Raw genomic sequence first — 16,964 nt, 5'->3', positions numbered from 1 at the left:
TCCTCCCGGGTCGCGTGCTTGAGGGTTTTGGGTCCCGCGGGTCAGTCGGCGTGGTGCTGGGTCACGTCAGCCCGCCGACTGCTGCGGGGCGGCGTCGCTGCCGCCGGCCTTGCGGGTGCCGCGTACGGCGGTGTCACTGTGCGGGGCGTCGTCATCCTGAGCGTCGTCGTCCGCTATGCCCTGGAGGTCCGCGTCCATGTCCTGAGGGACCGCGCCGGCCGCCCCGTCGCGGCCTTCCTCCACCGTGGTGCCGGTCTCGAACCCGTTCTCCTTGCGGAAGGACTCGTAGACCTGGAGCAGCACCTGCTTCTGCCGCTCGTTCAGCGTGGGATCGGCGAGGATGACCGCACGGGTCTCCACCTCGTCCCGGTCCCGCTCGGCGTCGAGGATCCCGGCCCGCACGTACAGCGTCTCGGCGGAGATCCGCAGCGCCTTGGCGACCTGCTGCAGCACCTCCGCGCTCGGCTTGCGCAGCCCGCGCTCGATCTGGCTCAGATACGGATTGGACACCCCGGCGGCGTCGGCGAGCTGCCTGAGCGACAGCTGCGCATTGCGCCGCTGCTCGCGCAGGTACTCACCGAGATTGCCGACGTTGAGCGATGCCATGTCCCCACCTTGCACCACCCCCGCTAACTATTGCAAGCACCCGCTTGCAAAAGTGCGCCACACCACGCCCGTTCGGCTGAGCCTGAGCACGATAGGTGTGTTGTCCGTTCTCAGTAGACGTGGCGAGTCCCAGCGCTTCTGGCGAACGACTTGGCGCAGTCCCGGCGAAGCTGGCCGGCCTGTACGGTCCACCGCATGGTTGACGCGTTCGATGTGGCTCAAGCTCTGCGCGGCGGAATACCCGACAGGGCGGGAGCCTGGGCCTTCGTTCGGGACTTTGCCGCAGCGTGGGCGGAGCCGCTCGCCGACGGCGCGGGTACGCGAGCGGAGGAGCTGGAGCGAGCCGAGGAGATGCTGGGGCTCGCGCTGCCGACCGCGTTGCGCGAGGCGTATTCGCTTCTCGGCACGCGTCACGACCTCACCGGCAACCAGGACCCGCTGCTGCGCCCTTCCGAGCTGTTCGTACACGACGAGTTCGGTGGAGTGCTCGTCTTCCGCAGCGAGAACCAGGGATGCGCTTTCTGGGGAGTGCGGCTGCGGGACCTCGATCAGGACGATCCGCCAGTGTTCGTCCAGTCACGGGATGGTTGGGTCCGCTTCCTGGAGCGGGTCTCCCTGGCCTGTGTCGAGCTCGTACTCAGCGAGACGCTGCTTGGCAGCGAAGGACGGCTCTACAACGCCTGCGAACTTCCCGCCAGCCTGATTCGAGAGCTGCCGAGTCGGTTCGCGCCGGTGGAGTTTCCCGAGTACCCGATGTGGACGGGGAAGGAAGAGTCACCCGTGTGCTGGTTCTCCGCGCCGGGGAAACTCTTGCGGCTCGACGGACTGAGTGACCACAGCTGGCTGCACGTTCGGGGAAGTACGTTCGCCGACCTGGAGTCGCTCTGCGCCGCCCTCCCCGGACACTGGGTACGTGGGTACTCAGAGCCGTTGGAAGCCGACGAACTACCTTTCTAGGCACCCGAGGGACTGCTTGGATGACCGGGAAAGTCTGTGAATCGAGCGCAGCGGGGGTGTGAGCATGGCTGATCCGTACATCATTCTCAACGAGCTCGCCCAGGAGCTTCGGCCGATGCCACAGGGAATCGAGTGGTTCGAGGGCCTTTCGACTGAGGAGCAGTCCAACACCCTGCGCCTCCTGTCACATTTCTGCATTCAGGCCCGCGCCACCGCCGAGGACGGCCCGGAAAGTATCCGACGTGCCGGACTTCGCGCCACGCACACACCGGCAGTTCTGATCACACGAGGGCGGATCGACCAGCAACTCGGAAAGATCGCCAGTCTCACCCCGCACGACGAGCGCCTCAAGTCATTCCGGCTACTGATCGCGGTGCTGGCCGTCGCCGACGAACGCCGACGAGAGCGCTTCTGCTCCGACGGTTGCGGCCACGCGTGGCATCGCCTGTCTGTCGACACCCCCGAAGCCTCGACCTGATCCCTCGCGCTTTCGCGCCTACCGGACCAGTGGCCGGAGGGGAAACATCGCGCTCAGTCTCGGCAGTTTACGCATCGCCTCGTCTTCGCATCGCACGTCCCACTGCTCGCCGCGCGGCCCTCGATTGCCGCCTACAGCGCCCTCCTCGGCTTCGACGGCTTCATAGAATGCGTCGCCGCAGTCGTCATCCGCGCGGGTGAGTAGTCCAAACGCCTCCATGGCGACGTAGTCGAGAGACTCCCACTCCGGCCAGTCGTCGTTCCAGAGCTCCCGAGGGCGACCCACCAGGCACTGAACCTCTGGGGTGTCGGCCAGAGAGTCGGGATCGATCACTGCCCGCACGAAGGCTTCCCGACCGATCCCCACCATCCACAGGCCGAAGTAGCAGAATCCGTCGTCCGAACACCAGCCGCCGAAGATCCGCTCCGCAGCAGCCCAGAGATCCCAGGTGAAGGCTTCGTGCGTCACTTCGTCCAGGCGAACCTGGAACTGCACGATCTCTGTCAGCGGCCTCCGTGACAACTCGTCACGCAACCACGTCAGCCGTTCGTCCCGGCCCTGCGTCTGCCGTCGGCACTCTTCGATGAGCTTCCAGAAGGAATCGATGTCCACGGCGGCACTGTGCCAGTCACCTCTGACACCGCAGGGTCGGCGAACTATGTTCGAGCAGTGGAGAACACGGAGATCATCATCAAGCTCACCTCTGATGAAGCGCTGGTCCTGTCGGACTGGCTGGAGCGAGTGCAGATGACGGACCTCAGCCGTCTCGTCGACGACGAGGCGGTCTGGGCGCCCATTCATAGGCTGGCCGGAACGCTCGACAAGTCCCTGCCTGGGATCTTCGCAGCGGACTATGGCGAACGCCTGGACGCGGCGCGTCGCAGGCTTCGACCCGCCTCAGACGATCTCGCCAGTGATCACGAAGACTCTGACTGAGCTGGCTCGCAGCATCACTCACATGAGGGGTTTCAGCCCAAAACTTCTGGTGGATTCCCATTGATTCTGGACAGTGAAGTCCATGGGGTTGGGTGGGACGAGTGATACGGCACCGCTGGACGTGGGGGGATTCGAGGTCGGTTGGCGGGATGCCAAAGGTGAACACCGCCGACCGCTGAGTGAGGCGGAGGAGGTCGAGTTCGAGACGGGACTGCCAGTACGTGGCTTCCCTTCATACCGCGGCCAGCGGAACTTCCCGGGCCTGTACTGGTCGGCCACAACAGGCGGGCATGTGGGGTTCGAATCGTGGCTGGAGCGGGATCACGCGATGCTGCTGGACTTCACACCCGAGGTGACTGGTCTGCTGTCGCAGCCGCTGTGGCTGTTCTGGCAGAACGACAAGGGCCGGGTGGTCTCGCACGCGCCGGACTACTTCGCACGGTTCGAGGACGGCCGGGGACTGCTGGTGGACTGCCGGCCTCTGGACCGGGTCGACGAGCGGTCGGCGGCCAAGTTCGCCGTGACGCGGCTGGCTTGTGAAGCGGTGGGCTGGGGCTACCGGGTGGTCGGGATGGTGGACCCGGTCCGGATGGCCAATGTCCGCTGGCTGGCGGGGTATCGACACCCTCGGCATGCGACCACCGCGGGGATGGCCGAGCGGCTGATGGCGGTGTTCTCGGTGCCCTCACCGCTGGTGGGGCAGGCGTCACTGTTGGGTGACCCGATTGCGGTGCTACCAGCGGTGTTCCACCTGCTCTGGGCGGGGCGGCTCCGGGCTGACCTGGCCAAGCCACTGACGGACACGACGCTGGTGTCGCGGGCGAAGGCGTAATGAGCGGACGGGCGGCGCTGCGCGTCGGCGACCAGGTCCGGCTCGACGAGCGGCTGCACACCGTGGTCGGGTTGTCAGGGACGCTGGTGCGGCTGGCCGACGAGGCTGGGCGGGCGAGTCTTGTACTACTGCCTCACCTACTGGCCGCCGAAGGCTTCGAGTTCCTTGGTCAGCGGGACGGGTCACCGGTAGTGGCGCCCTTCGCGTTGCTGGACACCGTTCCGCCGCTGGAGGCAGAGAAGGCCACCGCCTGGGAACAGCATCTACTGGAGCTGGAGTCCGGGCGGCAAAGCGGTATCGGAGCCGGGGCGGGGCCGCGGCCGGAGTACGACCCGGCCCGGCATACCTTGGAGGAGCGGATCGCCGCGAAGGCCACCGAGCTGCGTGCCCTGGGCTGGACGGTGAGCGCGCGGACGGTCGAGAGGATGCGGACCCGCTACCGGGATCAAGGGGTCTGGGGGCTGGTCGATCACCGCAAGACGCGTCTGTCCTCGCCGACCGGTCGGGCCGATGAGCGGGTGGTGGCAGCGGTCGCGGATGTGCTGGCCGCTCAGGTGGAGGATTCGACCGGCACGCGGGGGCGGGTGCGCCGCCGAGTCGAGGCGCTGCTGACCGAACGGCATGGGGCCGGGGTGGTGCGGATGCCGTCGAAGTCGGCGTTCTATCGGCTGGTGGAAGCGGTGAGTACGGGCACGCACGCGTTCGGCTCGGCTTCGTCCCGTCGCTCCCAGGCCCGGCGGCCAGCAGGGGCGTTCACGCCGTCTGCGGCTTGCCGGCCTGGGGAGCTGGTGCAATCGACACGACTCCGCTGGATGTGCTGGTGGTCCTGGAGGACGGGGTCAGCGGCCGTCCCGAGTTGACCATTGGCGTCGACGTGGCCACTCGGACGATCTGCGCGGCGGTGATGCGGCCTGCGGGCACCAAGGCGGTCGATGCGTCACTGCTGCTGGCGAAGATGCTGGTCCCCGAGCCGTTGCGGCCGGGCTGGCCGGAGTCTCTGGCCATGTCGGCGACGCTGATCCCGCACGCGCGGCTTCTGGACATCGACGCCCGACTGGAGCAGGCCGCTGCGAAACCCGTGATCGTCCCGGAGACCATCGGCATCGATCACGGCAAGGTGTTCGTCTCGGACACCTTCATCGCGGCCTGTCGGTCGCTGGGCATCTCGGTCCAGCCCTCGCGGCCGGCGACTCCGACGGACAAGGCAGTGGTGGAGAGAACGTTCTCCTCGATTAACACACTGTTCTGCCAGCACGTTTCCGGCTACACCGGTTCCAACACCGACCGCCGCGGCGCAGGGGTCGAGGCGGTCTGGACGCTCGCAGAACTCGGTGACCTTCTCCAGGAATGGATCGTGGCCTGCTGGCAGCAGCGGCCACATGACGGGCTTCGCAGCCCCTTCCTGCCCGGCCGGTCGATGTCGCCCAACGACGCGTATGCCCTGCTCGTGGCCCGCACCGGCTACGTCCCGCTGCCGCTGAGCGGTCCCGACTACCTGGAGCTGCTTCCGGTGGTCTGGCGATCGGTGAACGACTACGGCATCCGCATCGACCACCGCACCTACAACTGCGCAGAGTTGGCTCCGCTGCGCCGCCGCCCTTCGGGAGTGGACGCCAAGGGCGGTCTCTGGGAGATCCATTACGACCCCTACGACTTGTCCCAGGTCTGGGTACGCGATGCCCGCACCGGCGAGTGGATCACCGTTCCCTGGACACACCGGCACCTCGTTTCCGCTCCGTTCGCGGACTTCACCTGGCGCCGGGCTCGCGAACTGCTCGCCCTGCGCAACATGGACGACACCGACCAGAAGGCGGTCGCGTCCGTCGTCGAGCAGTTGCTGACCCGGGCGGAGACCGGTCCGGACCGTCGTGTCGCGGCCCGCACCCGGGCTGCTTTGGAACCCATCCAGCAGCCCATCGCAGCCCTCCCACCAGCACCGTTGAATGAACCGGACGACCACGACGAAGACATCGACGCGGATGCTCCGTCGAGTGTCGTTCCCTTCGGCGTCTTCGACGCTTTCACCGATGGGAACCGTCTGTGACCGAGCAAGAACCGGATCTTGTCCAGAATCCGTACTCGACACTGACCACGAAGGAAGGGTGGAGGGCGTTCGTCGACGAGCACGCCGAGCCGCCTCCGCCGCTGCCTTCCGGAACAGTGCTGGACGCGGACGAGGCGGAGTCCTACAAAGAGGCCCGGATCGACTACCACACCCGCTCCGTGGTGGTCGCGACACCGACGATCCGCAAGGTCGTCACCACGGGCCGCAAACGCATCCTGCTCAACCGGCACCAACTCTCCGCCCGCCGTGGGCTGATCGTCTCCGGCTCCTCCGGAACCGGGAAGACCACGGCAATCACCCAGCTCGGCAAGAACGTCGAACAGCTCGCCCGCCGCAGCAGCGCTGGCACCGTTCCGGCTCTGCCCGTGGTGTTCGTGACCGTCCCGCCGGGCGCTACCCCGAAGATGCTCGCGGGCGAGTTCGCCCGGTTCCTCGGCATCCCTCTGCCCCACCGCATGAGCCAGGTCGAAATCACCAACGCCGTCTGCGATCTGCTGGCCCGGCTCGGCACCACGCTGGTCCTGGTCGACGAGATCCACAATCTCGATCTGACGACCCGCAACGGCGCGGAAGCCTCCGACCAGCTCAAGTACCTCTCCGAGCGGATCGCCGCGACGTTCGTCCTGGCCGGCCTGAGTGTCGAGACCAGCAGCCTGTTCCAGGGCACCCGAGGCCAGCAGATCGCTGGCCGCTACAGCGTCGTCCCTTCCAAGCCCTTCAACCGCCGCAGCCGCTCCGACCGCAAGCAGTGGCAGGCACTGATCGCCACGATGGAAGGCGCCCTTCGGCTCGACCGGCACCGGCCAGGAACCCTGCTGGCCCTTGAGGCATACCTGCACGAACGCACCCATGGACTGATCGGGAGCCTGTCTCAGCTGGTCCGCGAGGCCGCAGTCGACGCCATCGACACCGGCACGGAGAAGATCACGAAACGTGCGCTCGACAGAGTGGAACTGGATCACACCGCACAGCAGTCCCAGCCGTCAGCCAGCAGCGGCAGACGCGGCCGCAGGCCGAAGGCGGCCTGAACCATGGAGCCTTGGGAGGTCCCGGCCCGGCTTCTGCCCGTTCCTCTGCCACCGATCCACGGAGAAGTGATGGGCTGGTATCTGCACCGGCTCGCAAAGGCCAACCACACTTTGCCCTCACGGCTCGCGGAGATGATGTTCCCCTTCCGCGGCAAGATCATCAACCGCAGGGCTGACGGTCTCTGGGACTGGCATCCCCAGGCATTGCCCCGCTTCTCGATCATGACCGGCCTTCCCGAAGAGATCCTCCGGACCCGCCTTCCGGCCATCGCCCGCATCGAAGCCCGCTCCACCGGGGCGGACGTCCGCCCCCGCCGCAACCACTACATTGCCTGCCGGAAGTGCATGCGCCTGCGTTTCGAGATCTCGGAACCGGTCCTGGCACACCTTCCCGCATCACTGCGGCTCTGCCACCGACACGGCATCTGGCTTGATGCCAAAAGCCACTGGCACATCGGCCACCTGCCCGAACTGATCACCGCTCAGCGGAAACACCTTCAGCTGGCCGCCCGCTTTCCCGACACCCTCGACATCGCGACGGCCGAGACGACGCGCCTCGTCCGTTCCTGGCTCCTGACCAGAGCCCAACCGGAGTTGCTGGACCGCTGGCAGGCCCGGCTCGCGGCTCTCCCACCTCCTCCTCGGCACCCCGAATACACAAACCTGCTCCGCCGCCGCTACGACGAGCGCGAACTCATCGCGACTTACCCCGAGTTCGTCGCCATGCTCGGCCTCATCGCCGACGAGGACTGGCGATCCCGTCGCTTCTCAGCAGCAGCACGCCGAATCGGGGTCGCTACCCTCAAGGCCAAGCCGAAGCGCAAACCGCTCCACAACGACCCACTGTTCCGCTGGGTCGACCCCCGCGGCCGAGTCCGGTTCGGCAGACCCCCCAAAACCCGCTCCACGCCGACGTCCCTGACGAACTCCGCAGCAGCAAGCCGCCGCCACCCCTCCGACAACGTCGAACGGGACACGTGACCCCGACCCACAAGGTCAACATCGAGAAGCCAACTGACTCGGGACAACCCCGCACCCCCTTTTCCCAGCAGAACCGACCATCGCCTGGTCACACCACTACGACACCGACACCTTCACTGGGAACGGACAGGTGTCGTATTTGCACGACAACTGTCGTCATCCGCGTCCGGTCTCTCGGTGCAGGTGCTTTTGGGCTGGCCTCCGCGGGTCGCCGAGAAGCGGCGTTGTCGGTGGGCTCTGCCAGGGTGTGCGTCGTGGATGAATTGGTGGAGCGTGTCGACGGTCAAGATCGCGTGCTGGGGGTGGTCAGCCGTCGGGAGGCCGTCCGGGAGGGTTGGCTGCATCGGGTCGCCGTGACGGTGTGTCGTGATGAGCGTGGACGGATCCTCGTCCACCGACGGTCGGAGCAGGTATCGCGCTTCCCCGGGCTCTATGAGGTCGAGGTCGGTGGCGCCGCGAATGTCGGCGAGTCCTATGAACAGGCTGCCGCGCGGGAGCTGGCCGAAGAGCTGGGTATTCGTGCGCTGCCGCGCCTGCTGTTCACGTTCATCAACCGCAGCGGCTTGAGCCCCCACTGGCTCGGCGTGCACGAAGCCGTGGTGCCGGACGCCGTGGCCGCCGATCCCGATGAGGTCGCCTGGCATGGCTGGCTGACCGAGCCGGAGCTGCGGTCAGCCCTGCTGGAGTGGCGCTTCACCCCCGACAGCCACGAAGCCTTCAGCCGGTATCTCGCGTTCCGGAGCGCGCAGTCCTGACCTCTCTCGCCTCGCGGGCTGGGATGCCTGCTTGCGGCCAACGCGCCTTGTGAGAGGGGATGTTCGTGATAGGGAGTACGGATGTTTGGTCGACTCCCACTCGTTGAGCAACTCGATGGTCTGCGGTCCGTGCTCTCTCGGAACGAGGTTCTGACCGACGTGCTGACCAGGGCGGCGACGTTGGAACTGCCCGGCTGGTATGTGACGGCGGGGTGCTTGTTCCAGACGGTGTGGAACGTGGTCACCGGCAGGCCCCCGACCAGCGGCATCAAGGACTACGACATCTTCTACTTCGACGGCACCGACCTGTCCTGGGAGGCAGAGGATGCCGTGATCAAGGCAGGGCAGGAGGTGTTCGCCGGGCTGCCAGCCGAGGTGGAGATCCGCAACGAGGCCCGTGTGCATCTCTGGTACGAGCAGAAATTCGGCGTGCCCTGCCCGCCGCACGAGTCCACCGAGGCGGCGATCGACTCGTTCGCCGCGACGACGTGCTGTCTGGGGGTGCGCCTGGACCCCGACGGTGGATGGCGTGTCTATGCGCCCCACGGGCTCTCCGACGTGTTCAACCTCGTGGTCCGGCCCAACCCGGTCCTTGCCCCGCAGGAGGTCTATGAGGCTAAGGCAGCGCGCTGGAGAGACGAGTGGCCGCAGCTCACCGTGCTGCCGTGGCCGAGCTGACGCTCGGATACGAGTGATCATGCGGCGAGTTCCTCTCCAGCGGGCCAGTTGTCCTTGACGGCAGCCCGAAGTGGCTCCGAGATCCATGCGGGGCGTCGCAGGTAGGTGCTGAGGGCGCGGTCGGCGTCGCGCAGTCGCTGGACGAGCGGGGCCAGACGCTTCCGCGCTTCAGGCGGGTCGGCAGCTTGGAGAAGGTGCGAGGCGACGTCCAGGACGGCCCCGGCGGCCAGGGAGTCCGCGGGCGGGGCGGTGTAGGGCTTGGAGGTCTTCGTCTTGCCGGGGGTGTTGCGCAGTGGCTCGGCCTGCGCGATGCGGGAGGTGTACTCCGTGTCGAGGGCGGTGGCCAGGCAAGGTGTGCTGGCGTACTCGCGTGCGACGGGCCAGGTTCGGAAGACCATGGCGACCGTGGCGCGCAGGTCGGCGAAGTAGTGGGCGGCGGGGACCGGTGCACCGTCGCGCTGCTGAAGGGCGGCGAAGTCGGCATGTGCTGTCTCGACGGCCTCGGGGTAGGCCAAGTAGTTACTCAGTGCTACACACCACCTGGCGGTAGCTGTACGAGGACAGGGCCGTCGCGGTGGCGGCGGCCGCCGTCTGTCTTTTCCTGTGCTTCCTGTGCGGATTCAGCCGCTCGGCCACCGCGGGGCGGTGTGCGGCCGGAAGCATGTGATGGTTCGCGCCGTCGAGGTGGAAAGGGAGCCAGGGCGTGTCACCGGGTCACCGGGTCCGGTGAGACGGTGCGACCGCGTCTCGGCGAAAAAATGATTGAGACGGCAACTTTTCCGCTCTGAGTGGCCACTTAGGGGTGTACCGACGAGGGCGAGCCGTGGTCAGCGGCGCTACGCCCTCTGTGTCAACACCCGATCGGAGCACTACGTGTCACCAGACGACCCGAGATCCGCCGAGCAGCCGATGCCTCGGGGTCGCACGCCCCGCCGCCGTAGCCGGATGCTCCGGCATGGTGTCGTGGGGGCGGTGGCGGTGCTCGCCGCCTCGGCCGGTGTCGGCGCCCTGGCGCCCGGCGCGGGCGCCGCGCCGACCGTCGGCATCCATGTGGATGCCGGTACCTCCTTGGGCACGGTGCCCAGCAGTGGTGTCGGCCTCAACACGGGCTTCGGCGACGAACACATGGGGACCGCCAAGGTCACATCGCTGATGAAGGCCGCAGGAGTTCGGCAACTGCGCTATCCCGGCGGCTCCGGCGCGGACGAATACCACTGGAAGACCCACACCTCCGGCGACGGCACTGGCTGGATCCCCTCCAACACCGACTTCGACAGCTTCATGGCCACCGCGAAGAAGGTCGGCGCCCAGCCGATCCTGACCGCGAACTACGGTTCCGGCACCCCCCAGGAGGCCGCCGACTGGGTCAAGTACGCCAACGTCGACAAGGGTTACGGCGTGAAGTACTGGGAGATCGGCAACGAGGTCTACGGCAACGGGCACTACGGCGACGGCAAGGGCTGGGAAACCGACAACCACGCCGACAAGAGCCCGAAAGAGTACGGAAAGAACCTGGTCGCCTACTCGAAGGCGATGAAGGCCGTGGACCCGAAGGTGAAGATCGGAGCGGTGCTCACCACCCCCGGCTTCTGGCCGGACAAGGAAAAGGCTCCGGGTGACAGCGCCGACTGGAACAACACGGTGCTCTCCATCGCGGGAAGCTCGATCGACTTCGTCATCGTCCACTGGTATCCGGGCGGCAAAACCACGGCCGACCTGCTGAACACCCCCTCCCGGATCGCCGGTGTCAGGTCCTCGCTGCGCTCGCTGATCGCCAAGTACACGGGCTCGCGCGCCGCTTCGGTGGAGATCGCGGTCACTGAGAACGGCGCCGTCGGCTCGCCCGCCCAGACCAGCCAGGCCGCAGCCCTGTTCGCGCCGGACACGTACATGACCTGGTTCGAGCAGGGCGCCACCCACGTGGACTGGTGGAACCTGCACAACGGCACGGACCAAGCACCCACCACCGTCCACGGCCAGACCGACTACCAGGACGGGGGTGTGCTCTCCGCTGGCACCTGCGCCGGGGGGAAGTGCGAACCGCCGCGCGACACGCCCTTCCCCACCTACTGGGGCATCCGCTCGCTGACCGCACTGGCGAAGCCTGGCGACACCATGGTCAAGTCGTCCTCGCGCAACTCGTCGGTTGCCGTGCACGCGGTGCGGAGCAGCAACGGCGGTCTGAACGTCATGCTGATCAACAAGAGCCCGCAGAGCGCGGCGCAGGTGTCGCTCTCGTACGCCGGATTCACCCCGGCCGCAGGGGCGGTCACGACCGTTTCGTATGCCAAGGGAGACACCGCCCTGACGACGGCGAAGCGGGGCACGGCGGGCGCACAGAAGCTGCCGCCGTACTCGATCACGACTCTTCAGCTGAAGCCCGCGTCGGGGACCGCCGGCGCTGACCAGCCGACGCCCGCCCCCACGCCGACCGCCGTCACGCCGGTTGTCTCCGCCCCCGGCACGACCGGCACCCGTGCGCAGGGGGAGATCGGCGCACCCGTCGGCCAGCCGACCCCGAGCAGCACGTCCGGCGACCTGGCTTCCACCGGGGCGAGCAACGCTGTCACGTACAGCGCCCTCGGTGGCCTCCTGGTCATCGCTGCCGGCGGCGTGCTGGTGCTTCGCGGACGTCGCCGCAGGGGTTTGCACGGGAAATGAGACCGCGTGAGTGACTGACGGCCCGGCAGCAACGCCACCCACCTGTGGCGTGCGCGCCGGGCCGTCGGCCTCCGCGCCGGCGTCGGCGGTCAGGAAACAAACAAGGCCCGGGTCGTTGACCTGGACCTGGCCTACCTCGGCACCGGTCCCGACCCGTGGGGCGGCCCACGGGCCGCGTTCCGGGCCACCGTGGAACTGCCGCGCGAGGACTTCGCGATGAACTACAACCAGGTCGTCCAGGCCGGCATGGCCGCCATCGGCACCACGCTCCTCGTCGGGATCGACCTCCAGGCCGTCCACGGTCCGAGCGAGTTCTGGGCCAGGGGGCCTGGGCGACTAGCAGAATCGGCCGAGAGGGTCCTCCTCCCCTCCGGCGCCAAGCTGCTGGCCAAGCCCATGATCACGTGGTCGGCTACACAGGACGCAGTGCCGAGATGCGGGGCAAGGACCCGGCCGCGCAGGCGGCCTGGTCCATCCACGAACTCCAGGAACTCGGGAAGTACGCCGCGCTGGTTTCGGCAGCCGGATACGTCCCGGTCGCGCTCAGCCCGGAGGAGTACGTCCCGCGTTCACTCCACGGCCGGACCTGACGGCCGGAAGGTTCTCCAGTACTGACGTCGCTTCTCGTCCCTCACGACGACGCCGAGACGGGCCAGTTCGTCACGGAGCTCCCGGACATCGTCGTCGGGACCCTTCTTGTCCAACGATTCCTGGCGGGCCTTGAGGATGGCGTTCGCTCCCTCCGGGAGTCCGGGAGTATCCGGGACCCAGCGACGGAACTCGTCCCTGTGTGGATCGACGTCCACCCACGCATAGCGGTGCTCGGTGAAGGCGTCGGCAAGGCGGCCAACGTCCAGGTCGCACTCTTGCCGAGTTCGCCCGGTTCCTCGGCCTGCCCATGATCAGCCCGAGACACAACACCATCGACGTCACCAGCGCCGTCTGCCAGGTGCTCATCGAAGCCCGCACCGACCTGGTCCTGGTCGACGAGATCCACCTACTGAACCACGCGACCACGGCCGGCGAGGATCTCTCCGACCACCTGAAGTACTTCACCGAGCACCTGCCCGCGACGTTCGTCTATGCAGGCATCAACGTCGAGAAGTCCGGCCTGTTCACCGGCATCCGGGGCAAACAGCTGGCCGGCCGCTGCATCATGGTCCGCACCGGCCCCTTTACCTTCACTGCCGAGTGGCGAGCGCTGGTCGCCTCGCTGGAGAACACTCTCCGCCTGCACCGGCACCCGGCCGGCACCCTGGTCAAGCAGTCGAAATACCTGCACCAGAGAACCGGCGGCATGATCGGAAGCCTTTCGCACCTGATCCAGGCTGCAGCAATCTCCGCCATCCTCGACGGTAGTGAACGCATCACCAAGACCAGCCTGCGGAGCATCCGCATCGACCACAACAGCGAATCGGACGGCCCGCCCGACCCTCCCAAGGCAGCTGATGACCGCACGGTTCGAGCCCGTCGTCGTCCGCCCGCTGCCGCGTCCGCTCAAGCCCTTCCCGCATGAGACCGAATCCTCATTCCTGAGCAGACTGGCCGCCGCGAAACGCGACGCCCGTCCAACGCCTGCAGCGGCCCTCCCTCTGGCTGACGTCCCGGCTGGATCCGATCGACCAGCTCAGCGTCCTCAGCGGACAGCCCTGCACCACGATCCAGTACGCGATTCCCCGGTGGGCATGCCGGCGCTGTGTTGCCCGCAGGACCGGAAATCCGCAACAGGACGTCATGGTCTGGATGTCGAAGCATCACGACCAGGTCTGCATCCCCCATCGTCTCTGAATCGGCCGCGCCGTCGACAGCGCGGCACGACAATACGACCTGGCTGACCTGCCTGAAGTCGTCCAGGCCCAGCGGCGGCACTACCGGCTGTTACGCCGCTACGGCCCAGCAGTGATCGCTGCCTGCTATGAGCGCTGCTCCACCTTCTGGCACAGCCTGTTCCAGCGGGGCTACCGCCTGAGTGATCGGGCAGAACGGCTCCGGCGGATGTCGCCGAACGACCGCCAGGTCCGCCCTTGGCAGCCTCGCACTGGGCGATCGACGTCTGCCCCAGGAACGCTCCCTTCGCACCACCGCAAGACACTGGTTTCTCACCGAGATGATCATGACTGCATGGCGCATCGAACTGGCCATCAAGTCCGCCGAGATCAATGAAAACCAGCGGGACCTGCCCGGAGTTGAGTGAGACGCACTGGCGAAACGTGTCTCACCCAACTCCGTGATCACGGCGTCAGGCGCACTCTCAGCGGCGCTCATCGGTCTCTCCGGCGCGCTCTGGGCGACCATCAGCAACCAACGAGAGCAGCAACAGGCACAGCGCGACGCCTGGAAAAAACGGTCAGCGTACCTCCCACCCGCTTCTCCTCGTCCCCGGTCGGCATTGACAACCGTCCTCACACCCCTCCATCATCATTCCACTAATCACATAGTGGAATGGTGGTGGTGATCGTGGAGTACCGCATCGACAGGCGGAGCGGTGTCCCCGCCTTCCAGCAGATCGTGCAGCAGACCAAGCAGGCCCTCCGGCTGGGCGTACTCGTGCCGGGTGACCGGCTGCCCACCGCCAAGGAGGTCGCCGCGACCAGCACGGTCAACCCGAACACCACCCTCAAGGCGTACCGCGAGCTGGAGCGCGAGGGCCTGGTCGAACCGCGACCGGGCCAGGGCACCTTCGTACGCCGCACGCTGGGCCGCCCCGAGACGGGCACCGACTCGCCGCTGTACGTGGAGCTGGTGGCGTGGATGTCGAAGGCGGCCGGGGCCGGTCTGGAGCAGGAGGACGTGGCCGCGCTGGTCGCGTCGGCGATGGAGAAGCAGTACGCCGCCGGGAACGTGGCGGCAACGGGGTCCACGACAACGGGGTCCACGGGGGCCACGACAACTAGGAGCACAGGTGAGTGAAGGTATGTACGCGGGGCAACCGGCGATCGAGGCGTACGGGCTGGGGATGCGCTACCGGCGGGGCTGGGCGTTGCGGGACTGCTCCTTCCGGCTCCCGGCGGGACGGATCTGCGGCCTGGTGGGACCCAACGGGGCGGGCAAAACCACGCTGCTGAGCATCGCGGCCCATGTCCTGCAGCCGACGAACGGCTCGATCAGCCTGTTCGGTGAGGCTCCGGGCTCGGTGGAGTCCGGTCGGCGCACAGCGTTCCTCGCCCAGGAGAAGCCCCTGTTCCGCCGCTTCACCGTGGCGGAGACCCTGCGTCTGGGCCGGGAGCTGAACCCCGGCTGGGACCAGCGCGCCGCCGAGGGCATCATCCGCGCGGGCAACGTGCCCTTCGACGCGAAGATCAGCACCCTCTCCGGAGGCCAGCGCACCCGCGTCGCCATCGCCCTCGCCTTCGGAAAGAGCCCCGACCTGCTGATGCTCGACGAGCCGATGTCGGACCTCGACCCGGTCGTGCGCCACGAGATCATGGGCACCCTCCTCGCCGAGGCCGCCGAGCGCGGAACCACCGTGCTGATGTCCACCCACGTCCTCGCCGAACTGGAGAACGTGTGCGACTACCTCGTTGTCGTCTCCGGCGGCGGAGTGCGCCTCGCCGGTGACGTGGACGAGCTGATGTCCGTGCACGCCCTGGTCACGGGCGCCAAGGAGGGTGACGGCATGCCTCCCGCCCTCGCCCTCGGGGGCCACACCCTCGTCGAGTCCCGGACCAGCGGACGGCAGTTCACCGCGCTCATCCGCCCCGACGGCCCGGTCACCGGCCCCTGGGACATAAACGCTCCGAACATGGAGGAACTCCTGCTCGCCTATCTCCGCTCACCCGACGCACCACCGCTGATCACCCCCACCGCCCAGGTCCACGGCCAGGGGTTCGGCACCGGGGCGGTGGCGGCATGAGCACCTTCACCCGCGGTTCGACCAGCACCTCGACCGGCTCCACGAGCGACGGCAAGAACGGGACCATGAACGCGACCACCACGCAGGCCAACCGGCGCCCCCGACTCAGCGGTATGACCTGGCTGGTCTGGCGCCAGCACCGGGCCGCGTTCTGGACGATCCTCGCCGCCACCGCGCTCACCGTGGCCTGGATCGTCTACCAGCGCGGCCAGATGGTCGACTTCCTCGACGGTTACGGCTATCCCGGCAAGAGCCTCGACGAGGCGGACGGCAGCTTCGAGCAGTACGACGACGCGTTCTCCTTGGTCTCCACGGGACTCCAGGCGATACCCGTCCTGCTCGGTGTCTTCCTCGGCGCCCCGCTCATCGCGGGCGACCTGGAGAACGGCACCGCCAAGCTGGTCGCCGCCCAGTCCATGAGCCGGACCCGCTGGCTCGCCACGAAGCTGGCGCTGGCCGGACTGGTGGTCGTGGTGAGCACGGGCGTGTTGTCGGCGGTGTTCGGCTGGTGGTGGAACCCCGTCAAGTCCGAGGCCACGGTCATGGACTGGACCTCGGGCGCCGCGTTCAACACGACGGGTCCAGTGCCTGTCGCCCTCACCCTCTTCTCCGTCTTCGGCGGGGTGGCGATCGGTGTGGTGCTGCGACGCACGCTGACGGCCATGGTGGTCACCTTCGGTTTCACCGTCGTCCTCCAGCTTGTCTGGGGCTACTTCCAGCTGTCGCTCGGCAACGTCGTCACGCTCACGACGAACAAGGGTGTCGAAGGCGAGAACGCGTACCCGTCGCTCCCCCACAACGCCTACGAAATCGATCAGTCGTATGTCACTGGCAGCGGGGATCTGGTGAGCTGGGGCACCTGTTCGGAGTCGCAGACCGACGCGGCACGGCAGGTGTGCCTGGACAAGGCCGATGTCGTGGGCTGGTCGGTGGACTACCTCCCGATGTCGCAGATGAACGCCATGCAGTGGTTCGGGGCGTCGATTCTGTTCGCCCTGACCGCCGGTGTCGTGGCGTTCCTCTTCTTCTGGGGTCGTAAGCGGCTCGTCTGAGTTCGTACGCCCCGCGCCCCTTTGCGAAGGGGCGCCTCTTTCCCCCTCTGTTTCCTTGTCCCGTCCGCCGGGCTGCTTCGCC

General features: G+C 67.4%; 19 protein-coding genes and 1 pseudogene. 17 read left to right on the top strand and 3 right to left on the bottom strand.

Annotation, left to right across the window (positions count from 1 at the left end; genetic code table 11):
- Nucleotides 1-66 precede the first annotated feature (66 nt).
- On the bottom strand, nucleotides 67-606 hold the full coding sequence (locus tag KCH48_RS28580; RefSeq protein ID WP_210577778.1) for a helix-turn-helix domain-containing protein: 540 nt from the start codon (nucleotides 604-606) through the stop codon (nucleotides 67-69).
- A gap of 195 nt (nucleotides 607-801) precedes the next feature.
- Between KCH48_RS28580 and KCH48_RS28575 the strand changes: the two genes are divergently transcribed.
- Complete coding sequence (locus KCH48_RS28575; protein ID WP_210577777.1) at nucleotides 802-1,563, top strand: SMI1/KNR4 family protein; 762 nt, start codon at nucleotides 802-804, stop codon at nucleotides 1,561-1,563.
- Between the two features lie 64 nt (nucleotides 1,564-1,627).
- Complete coding sequence (locus KCH48_RS28570) at nucleotides 1,628-2,041, top strand: DUF5958 family protein (RefSeq protein WP_210577776.1); 414 nt, start codon at nucleotides 1,628-1,630, stop codon at nucleotides 2,039-2,041.
- 18 nt (nucleotides 2,042-2,059) lie between these two features.
- On the opposite strand, the gene KCH48_RS28565 is transcribed toward KCH48_RS28570, so the two are convergent.
- On the bottom strand, nucleotides 2,060-2,653 hold the full coding sequence (locus KCH48_RS28565) for a DUF4240 domain-containing protein (RefSeq protein WP_210577775.1): 594 nt from the start codon (nucleotides 2,651-2,653) through the stop codon (nucleotides 2,060-2,062).
- Nucleotides 2,654-2,710: 57 nt separating this feature from the next.
- Between KCH48_RS28565 and KCH48_RS28560 the strand changes: the two genes are divergently transcribed.
- From KCH48_RS28560 to KCH48_RS28530, 8 genes are all read left to right on the top strand, one after another.
- Nucleotides 2,711-2,977: a hypothetical protein gene (locus KCH48_RS28560; protein WP_127832453.1), complete on the top strand. Its 267-nt coding sequence runs from the start codon at nucleotides 2,711-2,713 to the stop codon at nucleotides 2,975-2,977.
- Between the two features lie 82 nt (nucleotides 2,978-3,059).
- Nucleotides 3,060-3,809 (top strand): TnsA-like heteromeric transposase endonuclease subunit, encoded by a 750-nt coding sequence (locus KCH48_RS28555; protein ID WP_246886018.1) that lies wholly within the window; start codon nucleotides 3,060-3,062, stop codon nucleotides 3,807-3,809.
- A complete protein-coding gene (locus KCH48_RS43240; RefSeq protein ID WP_307840970.1) occupies nucleotides 3,809-4,669 on the top strand; it encodes a hypothetical protein in 861 nt (286 codons plus the stop codon). Before KCH48_RS28555 ends, KCH48_RS43240 begins: the two co-directional genes overlap by 1 nt.
- A 14-nt stretch (nucleotides 4,670-4,683) precedes the next feature.
- Entirely contained in the window at nucleotides 4,684-5,853 is a 1,170-nt protein-coding gene (locus KCH48_RS43235) for a Mu transposase C-terminal domain-containing protein (RefSeq protein ID WP_307840969.1), read from the top strand.
- Nucleotides 5,850-6,902: an ATP-binding protein gene (locus tag KCH48_RS28545; protein WP_210577774.1), complete on the top strand. Its 1,053-nt coding sequence runs from the start codon at nucleotides 5,850-5,852 to the stop codon at nucleotides 6,900-6,902. The genes KCH48_RS43235 and KCH48_RS28545 overlap by 4 nt, the downstream gene beginning before the upstream one ends.
- Before the next feature lie 69 nt (nucleotides 6,903-6,971).
- Nucleotides 6,972-7,883: a hypothetical protein gene (locus KCH48_RS28540; protein WP_210577773.1), complete on the top strand. Its 912-nt coding sequence runs from the start codon at nucleotides 6,972-6,974 to the stop codon at nucleotides 7,881-7,883.
- Between the two features lie 254 nt (nucleotides 7,884-8,137).
- Nucleotides 8,138-8,638, top strand: a complete 501-nt coding sequence (locus KCH48_RS28535) for an NUDIX hydrolase (protein ID WP_374104722.1) — start codon at nucleotides 8,138-8,140, stop codon at nucleotides 8,636-8,638.
- 81 nt (nucleotides 8,639-8,719) lie between these two features.
- Nucleotides 8,720-9,316: a nucleotidyltransferase family protein gene (locus tag KCH48_RS28530; RefSeq protein WP_210577772.1), complete on the top strand. Its 597-nt coding sequence runs from the start codon at nucleotides 8,720-8,722 to the stop codon at nucleotides 9,314-9,316.
- Nucleotides 9,317-9,333: 17 nt separating this feature from the next.
- Here KCH48_RS28530 and KCH48_RS28525 read toward each other — a convergent pair whose 3' ends face one another.
- Nucleotides 9,334-9,831 (bottom strand): hypothetical protein, encoded by a 498-nt coding sequence (locus KCH48_RS28525; RefSeq protein WP_210577771.1) that lies wholly within the window; start codon nucleotides 9,829-9,831, stop codon nucleotides 9,334-9,336.
- Nucleotides 9,832-10,261: 430 nt separating this feature from the next.
- Between KCH48_RS28525 and KCH48_RS28520 the strand changes: the two genes are divergently transcribed.
- From KCH48_RS28520 to KCH48_RS28490, 7 genes and pseudogenes are all read left to right on the top strand, one after another.
- Nucleotides 10,262-11,977, top strand: a complete 1,716-nt coding sequence (locus KCH48_RS28520) for an LPXTG cell wall anchor domain-containing protein (protein WP_246886016.1) — start codon at nucleotides 10,262-10,264, stop codon at nucleotides 11,975-11,977.
- Between the two features lie 108 nt (nucleotides 11,978-12,085).
- Nucleotides 12,086-12,286: pseudogene (locus KCH48_RS28515) on the top strand (hypothetical protein); the annotation flags it as partial.
- A gap of 95 nt (nucleotides 12,287-12,381) precedes the next feature.
- A complete protein-coding gene (locus tag KCH48_RS28510) occupies nucleotides 12,382-12,567 on the top strand; it encodes a hypothetical protein (protein ID WP_210577894.1) in 186 nt (61 codons plus the stop codon).
- A gap of 308 nt (nucleotides 12,568-12,875) precedes the next feature.
- Nucleotides 12,876-13,493 (top strand): hypothetical protein, encoded by a 618-nt coding sequence (locus KCH48_RS28505; protein ID WP_246886015.1) that lies wholly within the window; start codon nucleotides 12,876-12,878, stop codon nucleotides 13,491-13,493.
- Nucleotides 13,494-14,419: 926 nt separating this feature from the next.
- A complete protein-coding gene (locus KCH48_RS28500; protein ID WP_210577770.1) occupies nucleotides 14,420-14,887 on the top strand; it encodes a GntR family transcriptional regulator in 468 nt (155 codons plus the stop codon).
- Nucleotides 14,888-14,891: 4 nt separating this feature from the next.
- A complete protein-coding gene (locus KCH48_RS28495) occupies nucleotides 14,892-15,830 on the top strand; it encodes an ABC transporter ATP-binding protein (protein WP_210577882.1) in 939 nt (312 codons plus the stop codon).
- On the top strand, nucleotides 15,827-16,882 hold the full coding sequence (locus KCH48_RS28490; protein WP_210577769.1) for an ABC transporter permease subunit: 1,056 nt from the start codon (nucleotides 15,827-15,829) through the stop codon (nucleotides 16,880-16,882). Before KCH48_RS28495 ends, KCH48_RS28490 begins: the two co-directional genes overlap by 4 nt.
- Nucleotides 16,883-16,964: the final 82 nt, after the last annotated feature.

The organism is Streptomyces sp. GESEQ-4 (assembly GCF_017948455.1).
GTDB lineage: Bacteria > Actinomycetota > Actinomycetes > Streptomycetales > Streptomycetaceae > Streptomyces.
Note: the sequence above shows the minus strand (reverse complement) of the source record. Positions and strands in the feature narration are given on the sequence as shown.